The following is a 14,289-nucleotide window of genomic DNA, read 5'->3' as shown; positions in this document are numbered from 1 at the left end:
ACACCATCGCCCTGGTTTGCGGCCCGCCGATCATGATCAAGTTCACCCTGCCGGTGCTGGAGCGCCTCGGCTTCGCCGACGACGCCATCTACACCACCCTGGAAAACCGCATGAAATGCGGCCTCGGCAAGTGCGGCCGCTGCAACGTCGGCAACGTCTACGTCTGCAAGGACGGCCCGGTCTTCACCGCCGCCCAAGTCAAGGCCATGCCCCAGGAATTTTGATTCGAGTAAGCTTTCGACAAACGAAGGATGTCTCCAACCCCTTCTCAGCGATAGGGAAAGCCGTTCGCATCAAACTTGACATCGTCGAAGGCGAAGATGAATTCGTGATCGACGGCGCGGAAGAACCACTGGTTTTTGTGGTTGAAGCCGATCAGGCGGCTCATGGCGGCCATGTCCAGTTGCCAGCCTTCGGCTGACTGTCGCAACAGGTAGGGGGCGGCTTGGCGGTTGTCGACGGGAAAACGCAGCACGGCCAGATCGCCGGCGATGCGCTCTTCGGCTGTGGGCAGGTTCGCTTCCAGGGTCTTGCGTTCGTTATCCTGCTGGGCATCAGTCACGAGCCACTTAGCAAAAAAAGCCCGCGTCTCCGGCGTGTAAAGGCCAAGTTCCGGATCTTTCACCTGCGTGCGCAAAACCTCCAGATAGCGCTCCAGGGTTTGTCGCGGCGTCGGCTGGGCGGCGAAACGCCCGCGATCCTCGGCGACAGTCTTGGCCGCACTTCCGGAACCGATAGCCACGTCAACACGCGCCCCACCCCCGCCGCTCAGATGCTCCAGTTCGACCGCCCCGTGATAGTCGGCGGGAACCTCCCCCAACGCCCGCCCCACCAGCAGTTCCACCGTCGCCTCGATGCCATCGGCCACCCGGTCCGCCGCGAAAAAGGGCGTCATCTGCTCGCGCTCGACGTACCCGACGAAGCCGTCGGGGAAAATCCCTTCAAGATCATAGCCGATTTCCAGCCGCGCCTGCCCGCCCTGCGGATCGACCAGCAACAGCACCCCGCGCGCGCCGGCGGTGGTTTCCCCCAGGCGCAACTCCTCAAACAGTTCGACGGCCAACTGATCCAGATCGCCGGGACTTTGATCCAAGGTGTTCACGTGGAAGTGGATACCGAGATCCTGCAGCAGACGATCGTGATAGGCGGTGAGGCGCTCGACCCGTTCCGGAGCGAAAAGTCCGGCACGGTCGTCAACCAAGGGAAGTTCCTGGCGGTTCGGACAACCGACCAAAAATACCAGCAACAGCACCCAGGGGATGATCCGGGGTATCAACAGAGATTTCATCATAGCGTCATTCTCCTTGTCGGGGATTTTCTCGTCTTCGGTTGTAATTGTAGGCGCATCTGGAATAATTTCCAGACTTAGAACCACCAACGAGCCACCAACAAGGAGCTTCTATGCCTATCGATCCGCAAGCCCCCGTCCTCGTCACCGGCGCCACCGGCTATATCGGTGCCCGTCTCATTCCCCGCCTGCTGCAAGCGGGCTACCGGGTGCGCGCTCTGGCCCGCACCCCGGCCAAACTGCGCGACCGCCCCTGGGCTAATGATCCGGGCCTGGAAATCGTCGCCGGCGATCTCTTCGACCGGGATTCGATGATCCGCGCCTGCCAGGGCTGCCGCGCCGCCTACTATCTGGTTCATTCCATGAATCCGACCAGCCATGACTTCGCCGCCAGCGACCGCGCGGCCGCCGACAACATGGTTGCCGCCGCCGAAGCGGCGGGTCTGGAGCGGATCATCTACCTGAGCGGTCTCGGCGAAGATGCCCCCGATCTCAGCGAACACCTGCGCTCGCGGGCCGAAGTTGCAAAGATTCTGCGCGCCGGAAAAACGCCGGTGACAGTGCTGCGGGCAGCAATGATCATCGGCTCGGGCAGCGCCTCCTTCGAAATCCTCCGCTATCTGGTCGAGCGCCTGCCAGTCATGGTCACCCCGCGCTGGGTCGACACCCCCTGCCAGCCCATCTCCATCCGCAACGTCCTCACCTACCTGATCGGCTGCCTGGGCTGCGACGAAACGATCGGGCAAACCTTCGACATCGGCCAGCCCGAGGTCGTCACCTACCGGCAGTTGATGCGCATCTTCGCCGAGGAGGCGGGGCTGCCCCGGCGCTGGATTGTCCCGGTGCCGGTCCTCACTCCGCGCCTCAGTTCCTACTGGATCAATCTGGTTACGCCGGTGCCGGCGGCACTGGCCCGACCCCTGGCCGAAGGGCTGCGCAATACCGTGGTCTGCGGTGAAACCCGCATCCGTGAATTGATCCCGCAAGACCTTCTCGACTGCCGCCAGTCGATCCGCGCCGCTCTCGAACAGCTGCGCGGGCAGACGGTGGAAAGTTCCTGGAGCGACGCCGGGGCCATTCCTCCGGCCGCTTGGAGCACCCCCGGTGATGCCTCTTGGGCGGGCGGCACCCATTACAACGACGCCCGCCGCATCCGCCTGGCGGCGCCCATCGATAAAACCTGGCGGGCGGTCTCCTGCATCGGCGGCGACACCGGCTGGTACTACGCCAACTGGCTCTGGTGGCTGCGCGGCCTGCTCGACCAGATGGCGGGCGGTATCGGCCTGCGTCGGGGGCGGCGCTGCCCCCTCGAACTGGCGCCGGGAGACGCTCTCGATTTCTGGCGGGTCGCCGAGGTGGACAAGCCCCGGCGCCTGCTCCTCGCCGCCGAAATGAAGCTGCCGGGCAAGGCGCTGCTCGAATTCCGCCTCAGCGAAACCGCGCCGGGGGAAACCCTCGTCATCCAGACCGCCCGCTACCTCCCCCGGGGACTCACCGGCATCCTCTACTGGTATGCGGTCTGGCCCTTCCACAACTTCGTCTTCGACGGCATGCTCCGCGGCCTCGCCCACAGCCTTGACGCCACAATCCTGCAAGGGCCGGAGAAGACCAGGGATCCGGTAAAGGCTGAAGGCTGAAGGCTGAAGGCTGAAGGCTGAAGGCTGAAGGCTGAAGGCATTGAAAATCAATTGGTCTTTCAGGCCAAGCATCTTGACTCCCCCAAAATACTTAGTCTAAAATGCCAAACATAAAAGCCGTGCTGCTGATCCACAAAAAAGAGTGTGACGAAAATGGCGCCATCACCGAGGTCAAAATCTGGTCGGTGCCGGTTTCCGAGCACACACCTCACGGCCTCAAGTATTCGTTCGTTTATGTCATGAACGGCATCCGGGTCATCGGCTACGACAACGAGCGGGGCAAGGGGGATCACAGACATATTGACGGGGCGGAAGAACCCTATGCCTTTACCACGCCGGATCAGCTTATCGCTGATTTCAAAGCAGACGTGGAAGCCTGCAAAAAGGGGGAGATATGAAAGCCACCTTTAAAACCATCATCATCAAATCCCAGGAGCAGATGCTGAATGAATGCGCCGAAACAATGAACGCCGTGATGCGCGGCGAGACAGTCGAGCCCCAAGAGCCGGAATACTCTTTTACCAGCTTCGAAGCCTTTCGGCGGGCCATGACTCCGCAGCGCTTCGCCCTGCTCAGGCTCATCCGTGAAAAACGCCCCGACTCCATCAAAGAATTGGCCGCCCTCGCCGGACGGGACATGAAGAACGTTTCCGAGGATGTCAAAATCCTGCTTGAAATGGATCTTCTCGAATTGGAGAAAAGAGGCAAAACCAAGGTGCCCCGTCTGCACTACGACGGTTTTCGCCTCGAAGTCGCGGTCTGAATCGCCCAACTGTCATATCCAGGGGCAGGCACGGAGGCCTGTCCCTACCTCTCCCACCATTCGCCCCCTCTGATGTCAACTTCTCCTCCGCTCGCCCTTTCGCCGCGCGCCGGCATCCGGGGAGGTGCGACGAAGTGATAGTGGTGTCAACAGATCCGAAATCGATCAATCCATCCGCCGACCGCAATAGAAATGCCCCACGCAGTGGAAGACGTTTTTTGCCTACTTTTTGTCGTCCAACAAAAAGTAGGTCGCCTGTCGGGGCGAGTCCCGACGGTTCTAGATTTTTAAAATCTCACAGCTGCCAACAAAAGAACGGCCCCGAAGAATCACTCTCCGGGGCCGCTTTTTTCGACTCAATCCCACCTCAGGCCGCAAACTTGACACCAATGGTATTCTCCCGCCGCCAGACCACGCAGATCTTGTGCCGGCCAATCTGCCCGTATTCGAGAATCCCCTCGGTCCCCGGCTCCACCGGCTGAGGCACGGCCAGCATCACGCCGCCGGCGTCACTGTAATTGGAAACCTGGCAGGGAACAGCGACGTTATCCCCCAGCACCAAAGTCGCCGGCTCGGCGCCGAGATCGCGGCGGACGGCCCGGCGCTCGCGGAAGATCGGCACCAGCATCTCGCCGATGCGGAGGGTCGGACGGGCGCTCTCTTGGTCGATGAGGGTGCCGGGATCCTGTCCGGAAGCGACGATGTTTTCGGGGCGGTAATCGAGATGGGGATGCAACAGCCTCTTGATGACGCTTTCGTGAACCATCTCTCCCATATCCAGGAATTGGCCGATAGGCCGGAGATAAGGCTTGACCCGCAGAGCCTGAAGGAATCTGTAGCCGAGGGAGAAAGAATCCTCCAATTTACCGGTGAACTGGGGATTGACGCGTTTGCCGTCGCCGAGATATTTGTCGTCAAAAACCAGCCCCTCTTCCCGCGCCCGGTCGACCATCCAGAGCAGGGCGAGATCGGAGAGACCACTGTCGGGATAGCCGCCGCCAATGTTAGAGTGAACCCCGGCGAACCAGACCTGGCGCACCTTCTTCTGCCCGCTGCGCCAGTCCCAGAGCGCCGGGGTGAAGGGGCCGCGCCGTTCGTCGACGACCAGGGCCTGACAGGCGTTCTCCACCAGGCTCGACAGGGCGGCATCGTGAAAGCCGACCCAGAGTTTTTTGGAAATCGCCCCAAGCATGGGGGTCGGCGCGCCAAGGGCGCCGACCGTATCCCAGACGCCGAGAAACTTGATTTTCGGCCGTAGACGCGGCAGATCGATGAGACGCAGGTGATATTTGCCGGCGACGCGCTTTTCCGGCGGGGTGCGGTAATAGGCGTAGGCGTCGGGAAGACGGTCGAGATCGTTCTTGTCGAGCAAGCCGGCAGCATCGAGCATGCCGACGAGACAACGCGCGGTGTAGGCGCCGCGGCTGAAACCAAAGCAGAAGACTTCGTCCCCTTCTACATAATTCAGGGCGAGAAACTGATAAGCCTCGCGGATGTTGCGGGAGATGCCCAGGCCGGTGCCGCCGCCAAGGTATTTGTCGACATAGCCGAAGGCGCCGGTCCCCACCCCCCGGCCGTAATAGACCACCTGATCAATCCCCCGCGCCTCGTCCCGAGGTTCGATGGCCCGCACCAGCTTGACCACATTGGTCGGAATATGCCGCCCTTCCTTCATCTTTTCCGGCTCGTTCCAGGTTCCGTCGCAACAGATGACGATTCTCTTGCTCATTTGCGCCTCCCGGCGGCCACGCCGCCTGCGATCTTCAGAAATGTTCCCGGCCGTTTCCGTCGCCCGGCGAAACGGTTACGAACTATTAATTTTAATTGCCGCTGACGGCCTCCGCAAGAAAAGAAAATAGGAATAATTTGTCTTGACAACTTTACAGATTGTTGGTTAGATGCCTTCACCATTTTCGCAAAGGCATTCCAATGCTCGATCCCCAGTCCCCCACCCCTCTCTATCATCAACTGGCCGAACGGCTGGCGGCCGCTATCCGCGCCGGGGAGTTCGCACCGGGGGCGCGCATCCCTTCGGAACCGAAGCTGGCGGCGCAGTACGGCATCGGTCGGCCGACGGTACGCCAAGCCCTTGACTCACTCGTGCGCCAAGGGCTGCTCAGTCGGCGGCGGGGTTCGGGCACCTATGTGCGGGAAGCGCCCAAGGAAATTGACCTCTTTTCCCTCGACGGCACCGCCGCCTCCTTCCGCAAGAGGGGCCTGGCCATGGCGAGTCGCCTGCTCGGGCCAACGACGCGACGGACCATCACGACCGATGAGCGCCATCCCCTGGCCGGACGGGAGGTTTTCTCCCTAACCCGCCTGACCCGGGGCGAAGAACTCCCGGTGCTGCTTGAAGAACTCGATCTCGACGCCGGGCTCTTCCCCGGCCTCGACCGCCTCGACCTCACCGGGCAATCTCTTTCGGTCTTGGCGGCAGAACGCTTCTTCCTGCGCCCCTGCGGCGGCCGCCAGAATTTCTCCATCGACTATCTCGGCGGCGAGCGCGGCCGCCTGCTGGAGGTCACGCCGGAAACCGCCATCCTGCGGGTCGAGCGCCTGCTGCACTTCCCCCAGCGCGAAGCGGGCTTCTTCTCCCGGCTCTATTGCCGCACCGATCAATTTGTCTTTTCCCAAACCCTTGGAGGATTCGAGCATGCGTAAACGTGGCTATTACGCGGAGTTCGGCGGCGCCTTCGTCCCCGAAATCCTGGCCGCCACCTTCGACGAACTGGAGGCCGCCTTTGATGCGGCGAAAAGCGACCCGAGTTTCTGGGCCGAATATGTCGACATCATGTCGACCTACTCCTGCCGCCCCACGCCATTGACCTTTGCCGAAAATCTGACCCGCCATTTCGGCGGCGCGAAGATCTACATCAAGCGCGAAGATCTCAACCACACCGGCGCGCACAAGGCAAACAACGTCATGGGCCAAGGGCTGCTGGTCAAGCGCATGGGCAAGAAACGGGTGATTGCCGAAACCGGCGCCGGCCAGCACGGCGTCGCCACCGCCACCATGGCCGCCCGTTACGGGCTGGAGTGCACCATCTACATGGGCGAGGTCGACGTCGAACGGCAACGCCCCAACGTTTTCTGGATGGAGCGCCTCGGCGCCACCGTTGTCCCGGTAAAGGACGGCTCGCGCACCCTCAAGGACGCCATTAACGAAGCCTTCCGCGACTGGGTCGCGAACATGGACAGCACCCATTACGTGCTCGGCACCGCCTGCGGTCCCCATCCCTTCCCCGAGATGGTCACCTATTTTCAGTCGATCATCGGCCAGGAAGCCCGGCAACAAATTTTGAAACGCGAAGGGAAACTGCCCAAGCGGGTCTATGCCTGCGTCGGCGGCGGCAGCAATGCCATGGGGCTCTTTTCGGGCTTCATAGACGATCCGGTGGAACTGGTCGGGGTGGAAGCCGGCGGCTATGGCCTCGACTCGGGCCGGCACGCCGCCCGGCTCGCCTCGCAGGATGCCAGCATCGGCGTAGCCCAGGGTTACAAGACCTATTTCCTGCAGAACGACGACGGCCAGATGCAAGAGACTCACAGCATCGCCGCCGGTCTCGACTACGTCGGCGTCTCGCCGATCCTCGCCCATCTGCACACCTGCGGCCGGGCCCGCTTCGCGGCGGCCACCGACCGCGAGGTGATCGACGCCCTGGCCCTGACCATGCGCAAAGAGGGATTGATTCCCGCCCTCGAATCGTCCCACGCCTTCGCCCAGGCCTTCAAGGAAGCGCCGACCCTCGCTAAAGACGACTGCATCATCATCAACCAGTCCGGGCGGGGGGACAAGGACATCTTCACCGTCGCCGATGCCTTCGAGGATCCGGCCTGGCGAGAATTCATCAAATACAAGGCGGAGCAATACCATGCTTGAGACGACCATCCGCGCACAGGCCAAGAACAAAGACATCCTGCTCATGACCCACATCGTCATCGGCTACCCCTCGCTGGAGGACTCCTACCGGCTGGTCAAGACCATGGTTGAAGCCGGGGTCGAACTGATGGAATTGCAGATTCCTTTTTCCGAGCCGATTGCCGACGGCCCGGTGATCCTGCGCGCCAATCAGAAAGCGCTGGCGACCGGAATCACTGTCGATGAATGCCTCGACTTCGCCGAGCGGATCGCCCGGGAGTTCGACATCCCCTTCCTCTTCATGACCTACTACAACATCCTTTTCAAATACGGCGTGGCGAAGTTCGCGGCAGCGATGGCGGGGCGCGGGCTGAAAGGCTCCATCGTCCCCGACTTGCCGCCGGAAGAGGCGGAGGAATATCTGCGGGCGATGACTGAAAACGGCCTCGACCCGATCTTCATCCTCGCCCCCAACAGCCCCGCCTACCGGCTCAAACTCATCACCGAACAGGCCAAAGGCTTCGTCTACTGCGTCGCCCGCAAGGGGGTAACCGGCGCTCACACGGATTTCTCGCGGGATCTCGACGCCTACCTGACCCGTTGCCGAAACACGACGGAGCTTCCCCTGGCCCTCGGCTTCGGCGTGACCAGCAAGCAAGACGTGGATTTCCTCAAGGGCAAAGCCGATATCGCCGTGGTCGGCAGCCAGGCGATCCGGGTCTTCGAGCGTGACGGCGTCGAAGCGGTGGGGATGTTCCTCAAGGGCTTGCGTTAAGCAAAGGCCAGCCGCCATGAACTCCCGCTTGCCATCGGACCCTCCCGCCGAAAACTCTCCGGATGAGGTTGCGCGCCGCCGCGCCCGCCAGGGGCTCACTCTGGGGCTGCTGGCCTATATCAGCTGGGGCTCCTTCCCGGCCTTCTTCAAACTGCTCAACGCCGCCGCCCCGCTAGAAGTGGTCAGTCACCGCATCTGCTGGTCGGCGGCTTTCCTGCTTTTGCTGGTCGGACTGTCGCACCGGCTCGGGCCGCTTTGGCACGTGGTCCGCGAGCGAGGAACGCTCCTTACCCTCGGCGGTTCGACCCTGCTTATCGCCGCCAACTGGTCGGTTTTTATCGTCGCCGTACAACGGGGCCAGGTGCTGCAATCGAGCCTCGGCTATTTCATGACGCCACTGATCAGCGTGCTGCTGGGCTTTCTTTTCCTGCGGGAACGCCTGAGTTTATGGCAACGGATCAGCGTCGGGCTAGCCGCCCTCGGCGTCCTCAACCTCGCGCTGCGGCACGGAAGCATCCCCTGGATCGCCCTGGTTCTCGCCACCACCTTCGGGCTCTATGGACTCTTGCGCAAACTGGCGCGGGTCGACGCCCTGCTCGGCCTAACTATCGAAACCCTGCTTCTCACCCCCTTCGCCCTGGGCTACCTGATCTATCTGAAGTTCACGGGCCAAGGCGTCTTTCTCGCCGGCTACCCCGATCTGAACCTGCTTCTCCCCCTGGCCGGAGTCGTCACCGCCCTGCCCCTGCTCGGCTTCATCGGCGCCGCCCGTCGCCTGCGCCTGGCCACCATCGGCTTCCTCCAGTACATCACCCCCAGCCTCCACTTTCTTCTCGCCGTCGGCCTCTACAACGAAACCTTCTCCCGCAGCCATCTCATCAGCTTTCTCTGCATCTGGGCCGCCCTAGTCGTTTACACCGCCGACGCCCTGTGGCAGGGGATGGGGCGAGGTTCCGGCAAAGAGAAGCAAGCGGCCTGATCTGCGGCGGGTTTCGGTCAAGGGAGGGACAAGACGGGGATGGAAAGGACGATCCGGCGATGAGAAATGTGGCGAGGAAAGACCTGACCCCACCTGCCTCTTGCTTTTCCTTAAAATGTCATTTATAGTTCGCATAAAACGAACCAGAGGATACAATGTCATATCAATACGCGCAGTTCGCTACCGCATTGCGGCTGCTGAATGGACGGTTGGCCATCGCGGGTTCCCCCAATTACAACCTGGTCGTGTGTGGGGGCACGGCCCTGGTAGCAACTGAAATGGTCATGCGAGCCACCCGGGATGTCGACATCGTCGCGCTGGCGAACGACGCGGGGGAGCTGATCGACCCCGCGCCGCTTCCGGTGGAATTGGTCAAAGCAGCCAAAGAGGTGGCGGAGGATCTGGGCCTTCCCGCCGATTGGCTGAACAACGGACCGAGCAGCGGCGACGGGGGACTCTATCGTCTGGGCCTTCCCGAAGGTTTTGCCGACCGATTGCAATGGCGGTGGTTCGGTGAAAAGTTGACCGTCGCGTTCATCGGCCGGATCGACCAGATTTTTTTCAAGCTTTACGCGGCCGTCGATCAGTTCGGCAGCTACCATGCCACCGATCTTCAGGCGTTGGAGCCGACGGACGGAGAGTTGCTGGCGGCCATCGCCTGGTCAACGACCCACGATCCCTCCGAAGGCTACAAGAAAAGCATCCGAATGTTTTTCCGGGAGTTCGGCTATGCCCATCTCGTTGAGCGAATTTAAAAAAACCATCCTCGACCAGCTGCTTGACCTGCTCTGGCGGCAATGGACCGCGCTTGGCGTCTCCGGCTATGGTCTGTCCGAAGAGTCGCGGGTGATCGACCCGGAACCCCTGTTGCTGCTGACCTTGACGGTTGCCCGCTACGATGCCCGGCTCTTTGATGAAGTCCTGGACTGGTTGGAAATCAACGGGAATTTCATGAACATCCAGCGCCTGCAGAATCTGGTGACACAGTCCGGGTTCCAGGCCCAGGCGGAACTCAGCGCCGTCGCGGAGATGCTTGGGCGCAAATCGTCGGTGGCGCTCAAGTGGAAAAAACTGGCGACGAAATACGCGCGGGAAGAGGAATCGCCCCTTTTCTTCATGAAGGATGGGCGACCGATGCCGACGCCGAAAGAATGCGATGAAATTTTCCGTCGTCATGGGCTATTGCGGCCATCGCTGCAAACGCGGGGTCTTTCCCAACCGTTCCCTAGAGAAGGGATGCCGGCCCTGCTGTTGCGTTTACGGGCGCTCTTTGGCGTGAATCTTCGGTGCGAAATTCTTTGCCTGCTCGGGTCGGTCGATGAAATTCATCCTTCGCGGATCGCCAAATCGATCGGGCAGGGACCACGCTCGACCCAGAATGTTCTGGTCGAAATGGTTCACTCCGGGGTGTTACAGGTACGCAGCAGCGGTCGCGAAAAGCTGTACGCGCTGGCTCCGGAAACCCTCGACAAGCTGTTGCGTCCGAATGGTTTGACCCCGTGGGTGAATTCCGTTCCCCTCTTCCGTGCCCTGGAGATTCTCTGGCTGGGCGTGTCCGATCCCAAACGCCAGGAACTTGATGCGCTGATGCTTGCTTCCGAGTGGCGACGGTTGGCGAAAGAAATCGGGCCGTTGCTGGGAGACGCGGGCCTAGGACAGCCGTTAAGGGGAGCGTTTTCGTTCGCAGGCGAAAAGTATTATGATGTTTTTGTCGAGGACATCAGCAAAATGCTGGCATCGTTGTAGCGGATGTCACCATCCCGATTCCGAAGAGAAAATTGACCGGACGTCTGTCCTGTCATCCTCTGGGGGTTTTTGCGGGAGGAAAGAGACGATCCGGCGACGGGAAATGTGGCAAAGAAAGACCTGACCCTGGCACGATGGGCCGACAATTCGGTGTATGCGCGACGGTGGGCGGTTAGCGGGGGTCGATCCAGTGGACGCGGAGCTGTTCGGCATCGAGATTGTACAGGGCGTCGATAAAATGAACCTGCATGCTTCCCGGCCCGGCGGCTTGAGCAGCGGCGAGTTCCCCGCAGATGCCCATGACCGTCATGGCATGGCGGGCGGCCGTCAGCGAATCGCCGTTGACCGCGCAGAAAGCGCCGACCAGCGCCGTCGCGGTGCAGCCGAGACCGGTGACCTTCGGCATCAGCGGATGCCCGTTGCGAACCAGGAATTTCCTCTTGCCGTCCACCAGCAGATCGACCGCGCCGCTGACGACGACCGCGCAGGAATAGCGCCGGGCCAGCAGCAGCGCCGCATCCTCGGCGGCATCGGCCGCCGCCGAACTGTCGACTCCTTTGGTGCGCACGGCGCTGCCCGCCAAGGCCATGATCTCCGAGGCGTTCCCGCGAATGACGGCGGGCGCGGTTCGCCCGAGCAGATCGAGACAGGTCTGGGTGCGAAAGGTCGTGGCCCCGGCGCCGACCGGGTCGAAGATGATGGGAATCCCCCGCTCGCGGGCGGTCGCCATCGCCGTCGCCATGGCTTCGACCCATTCCCGCGCCAGGGTGCCGATATTGATCACCAGCGCCCCGGCAAGGGCGGTCATTTCGGCGACCTCCTCCACGGCATGGGCCATGACCGGCAGGGCGCCGACGGCCAGCAGCGCGTTGGCGGTATTGTTCATCACCACGAAATTGGTGATGTTGTGAACCAGCGGCGCCTCTTCCCGCACCCGCCGCAGATCGTTCCAGAGCTCGTCAACCACGTTTCTTCTCCTCGCCTCGTCAAAGTCCTTGAGCACTCCTGAATCCGCCAGGACGGTGCAACCCCTCTTTCAGTACATAAAATCGAAAAACCCCAGCAGGATTTTGTTCTTGAACCCCACCTCGATACCATACCGTCCGCGACCACGAAGGCAAGAGCGTGAAATTGGTGGACGGACCACCGCAGGTCGAGCAAAGAGAAATTCAAACGAGCGGATGAACTGGTCTTTCCGCTCGTGGGAGTTGTTAAGCCTGCATGGTCGATGGGGGCAAAGGGGGTGCATAGCTCATTGACTCAGCTTCGCGCTTGCAAGTCGATTAAGGCTGATATGGGCCTCCGCTGCCTCCATCGCCAGTTGACGGTGTACCTCGGGCGGGACGCGCACCATGAATTTGCCGCTGAAATGCTTGGTTGAAAGCGGTTCGGGCACTTGTTCGCCTTTTTCTGTCATGTCAAACACAACTTCCGCGACAAGCTTGCGAATACCTTTGAGAGCTGCTTCGGGAGAAGCCGCCAGCCAACTAAGGCTCGGAAACTCAACACAAAGACCAACGTGTTCGGCGTCTTCTTCCGACCAAGTGACCCGGTAAGTATATTTATCAGCTTTCTCCGCCATGGTCGATCTCCAATCGTTCGATTACCTTGAGAACCTGTTTCACCTGATAGACTTTCGCTCATCCCTTGCGATTCTGGATGTTGACACGCGGGTCGCCGATCCAAGGTGTTTTGTAGACTCGATGACTTCCGCTCGTCTGACGTGCCTGGCCGAAAAAGTAATCGCAGACCTTGCACAGATCGGTAAAACGAACGCCCCCAGGATTCTCGCGCATTCGCGCAATAAGATCAGCAATCGGCATTATGCATAGTATCCTTATTGATACCATTCGTCAAGGGATGGAAGGAGGGGTGACCCCGGTCATCAGGTCAGGTTGGCGGTGTTGTTCATCACCACAAAATTGATGATGTTCAACTTGTCAACTTGGAAGCGTGACCCTGGCGCCCTCTCCGAGAATGGGAGGAGGTTCCGACAAGGACAAGCGGACGGCGTGACGGTTGGCGGGATGTTTGGCCAGGGGGAAGATTTGAGACGTGGAGGAAAGGGAGTATCGGGTGATGAAAATGTGGCAAGGAAAGACCTGACCCCGCACCTCCTGCATTTTTCTGCCCACGATGTCATGGCACTCAACAGCCAGGTTATTTCCACCATGCCCTTTGTTTGTCTAAGTAGATACGGCAGCTAGGGATGTACACCGTGCCTCCTTGCCACTCATTTTTTGTCGAGGGTGAAAAATGGGTTGCAATATCAACTTCGTTGCCAGGGACGGGTGTTTTGTAGCGTTTTGAAGTTTTATAGTAACCGCCTGCGGATTGCTCATAACCGCCCGACTCAAACCACGTCGATTCTTCGACATAAAGGTGGTATTCGGAAAAGTGCACTGGTAGGACTGTTGACTCGCCAAGCCAGTAGTACACACGACCAAAATAAACAGCATGGCACCATTTTTCCCAAGCGCCGGGACTGTACCTTTCGTTATTAAGTCTGTCGTTAAACAGAGCTAACCACAAAACGCTTATTCCAGCCTTGTGGTATTCAGTTGTTCGCCGCGTAATTTCGTTGACGCTAATATTTGATTTTTGTACTTCGATGGCGACTGGGGCACCGTTGATAACAGCATATATGTCAGCGACGAGGGAACCTAAGTCGGCTTCAACATCGACATGAGTAACATTTGTCTTAGATTTCAGGTTGTTGTAAATTGATTCTTTACATCGTCTGTGCGCTTCTGTTTCGCCTTCACCATGACTGCAATTGAATGGCGGCTTATGGGCAAAATGGTGAATTTTAATATTACCTTTTCTAATTACCAGTTCATTTTTACAGCGTGGGCAAACAAATGGCGATTCTTCTTTTGTTGATTCACGTGCGAATACTTTTCTTTCATCTGAACATCGTATTCCGCAAAGCATAAGTTCCCCTTCTTTCAGAGGCCTAACATCTTAGGGCAACTGGGTGCGTCGTGTTAACTTGGAGAAGTAACCCCGCGAGGAGACCTAAATGTGATGCCACCGCAAAAAGAGAAGATCCGACAAATAGTTTAAATCATTAGATTATTTGCAATTTTTTTCTTGCGCCGGGACGTGATCTATTGTATATTCCTTAACAATTCCAATGCTTTGCGAGGGACTACCATGATTCACGTCAAAGACCACAAACAGGTCGACATGTTCCATCCCTTTGAGCATCTCGGCCCGAAACGGCTCGCCCTCCTGGAATC

Annotated in this window: 15 protein-coding genes and 1 pseudogene; 10 read left to right on the top strand and 6 right to left on the bottom strand. The window is 59.7% G+C overall.

Annotated features, from left to right (window positions below):
* Positions 1-224 (top strand): annotated as a pseudogene (locus RBR25_RS16135) (heterodisulfide reductase subunit F); the annotation flags it as partial.
* Between the two features lie 44 nt (positions 225-268).
* Here RBR25_RS16135 and RBR25_RS16130 read toward each other — a convergent pair.
* Positions 269-1,291, bottom strand: a complete 1,023-nt coding sequence (locus RBR25_RS16130) for a TPM domain-containing protein (protein WP_432820581.1) — start codon at positions 1,289-1,291, stop codon at positions 269-271.
* 110 nt (positions 1,292-1,401) lie between these two features.
* On the opposite strand from RBR25_RS16130, the gene RBR25_RS16125 reads away from it, so the two are divergent.
* The 3 genes from RBR25_RS16125 to RBR25_RS16115 all read left to right on the top strand — a co-directional run bounded on the left by RBR25_RS16125 (position 1,402) and on the right by RBR25_RS16115 (position 3,688).
* Complete coding sequence (locus RBR25_RS16125) at positions 1,402-2,925, top strand: SDR family oxidoreductase (RefSeq protein WP_432820580.1); 1,524 nt, start codon at positions 1,402-1,404, stop codon at positions 2,923-2,925.
* Between the two features lie 101 nt (positions 2,926-3,026).
* On the top strand, positions 3,027-3,323 hold the full coding sequence (locus RBR25_RS16120) for a toxin-antitoxin system TumE family protein (RefSeq protein ID WP_432820579.1): 297 nt from the start codon (positions 3,027-3,029) through the stop codon (positions 3,321-3,323).
* Positions 3,320-3,688, top strand: coding sequence for a helix-turn-helix domain-containing protein (locus RBR25_RS16115; protein ID WP_432820578.1), 369 nt, complete (start codon positions 3,320-3,322; stop codon positions 3,686-3,688). The genes RBR25_RS16120 and RBR25_RS16115 overlap by 4 nt, the downstream gene beginning before the upstream one ends.
* Before the next feature lie 367 nt (positions 3,689-4,055).
* On the opposite strand, the gene RBR25_RS16110 is transcribed toward RBR25_RS16115, so the two are convergent.
* Positions 4,056-5,417 (bottom strand): DUF2235 domain-containing protein, encoded by a 1,362-nt coding sequence (locus RBR25_RS16110; protein WP_432820577.1) that lies wholly within the window; start codon positions 5,415-5,417, stop codon positions 4,056-4,058.
* Between the two features lie 200 nt (positions 5,418-5,617).
* On the opposite strand from RBR25_RS16110, the gene RBR25_RS16105 reads away from it, so the two are divergent.
* From RBR25_RS16105 to RBR25_RS16080, 6 genes are all read left to right on the top strand, one after another.
* The gene (locus RBR25_RS16105) at positions 5,618-6,349 is read left to right on the top strand and encodes a GntR family transcriptional regulator (RefSeq protein ID WP_432820576.1); all 732 of its coding nucleotides are present in this window, start codon (positions 5,618-5,620) and stop codon (positions 6,347-6,349) included.
* Entirely contained in the window at positions 6,342-7,568 is a 1,227-nt protein-coding gene (gene trpB / locus RBR25_RS16100) for a tryptophan synthase subunit beta (protein WP_432820575.1), read from the top strand. The genes RBR25_RS16105 and trpB overlap by 8 nt, the downstream gene beginning before the upstream one ends.
* Positions 7,561-8,322 (top strand): tryptophan synthase subunit alpha, encoded by a 762-nt coding sequence (gene trpA / locus RBR25_RS16095; RefSeq protein WP_432820574.1) that lies wholly within the window; start codon positions 7,561-7,563, stop codon positions 8,320-8,322. The genes trpB and trpA overlap by 8 nt, the downstream gene beginning before the upstream one ends.
* Positions 8,323-8,338: 16 nt before the next feature.
* Positions 8,339-9,301, top strand: coding sequence for an EamA family transporter RarD (gene rarD / locus RBR25_RS16090; protein ID WP_432820573.1), 963 nt, complete (start codon positions 8,339-8,341; stop codon positions 9,299-9,301).
* A gap of 155 nt (positions 9,302-9,456) precedes the next feature.
* Positions 9,457-10,056 carry a DUF6036 family nucleotidyltransferase gene (locus RBR25_RS16085; RefSeq protein ID WP_432820572.1) on the top strand — a complete coding sequence of 200 codons (600 nt, stop codon included), beginning with the start codon at positions 9,457-9,459 and terminating at the stop codon, positions 10,054-10,056.
* Complete coding sequence (locus tag RBR25_RS16080; protein WP_432820571.1) at positions 10,031-11,047, top strand: hypothetical protein; 1,017 nt, start codon at positions 10,031-10,033, stop codon at positions 11,045-11,047. Before RBR25_RS16085 ends, RBR25_RS16080 begins: the two co-directional genes overlap by 26 nt.
* Before the next feature lie 172 nt (positions 11,048-11,219).
* On the opposite strand, the gene thiM is transcribed toward RBR25_RS16080, so the two are convergent.
* The 4 genes from thiM to RBR25_RS16060 all read right to left on the bottom strand — a co-directional run bounded on the left by thiM (position 11,220) and on the right by RBR25_RS16060 (position 13,981).
* Positions 11,220-12,014 (bottom strand): hydroxyethylthiazole kinase, encoded by a 795-nt coding sequence (gene thiM / locus RBR25_RS16075; protein WP_432820570.1) that lies wholly within the window; start codon positions 12,012-12,014, stop codon positions 11,220-11,222.
* Positions 12,015-12,299: 285 nt separating this feature from the next.
* Positions 12,300-12,629 carry a type II toxin-antitoxin system HicB family antitoxin gene (locus tag RBR25_RS16070; protein ID WP_432820569.1) on the bottom strand — a complete coding sequence of 110 codons (330 nt, stop codon included), beginning with the start codon at positions 12,627-12,629 and terminating at the stop codon, positions 12,300-12,302.
* A 58-nt stretch (positions 12,630-12,687) separates the two neighbouring features.
* Positions 12,688-12,870 carry a toxin HicA gene (locus tag RBR25_RS16065; protein WP_432820568.1) on the bottom strand — a complete coding sequence of 61 codons (183 nt, stop codon included), beginning with the start codon at positions 12,868-12,870 and terminating at the stop codon, positions 12,688-12,690.
* Between the two features lie 337 nt (positions 12,871-13,207).
* Positions 13,208-13,981, bottom strand: coding sequence for a competence protein CoiA (locus RBR25_RS16060; RefSeq protein WP_432820567.1), 774 nt, complete (start codon positions 13,979-13,981; stop codon positions 13,208-13,210).
* Between the last annotated feature and the right edge of the window lie 308 nt (positions 13,982-14,289).

Origin of the sequence: Trichloromonas sp. (assembly GCF_034006665.1) — a bacterium.
GTDB lineage: Bacteria > Desulfobacterota > Desulfuromonadia > Desulfuromonadales > Trichloromonadaceae > Trichloromonas.
Note: the sequence above shows the minus strand (reverse complement) of the source record. Positions and strands in the feature narration are given on the sequence as shown.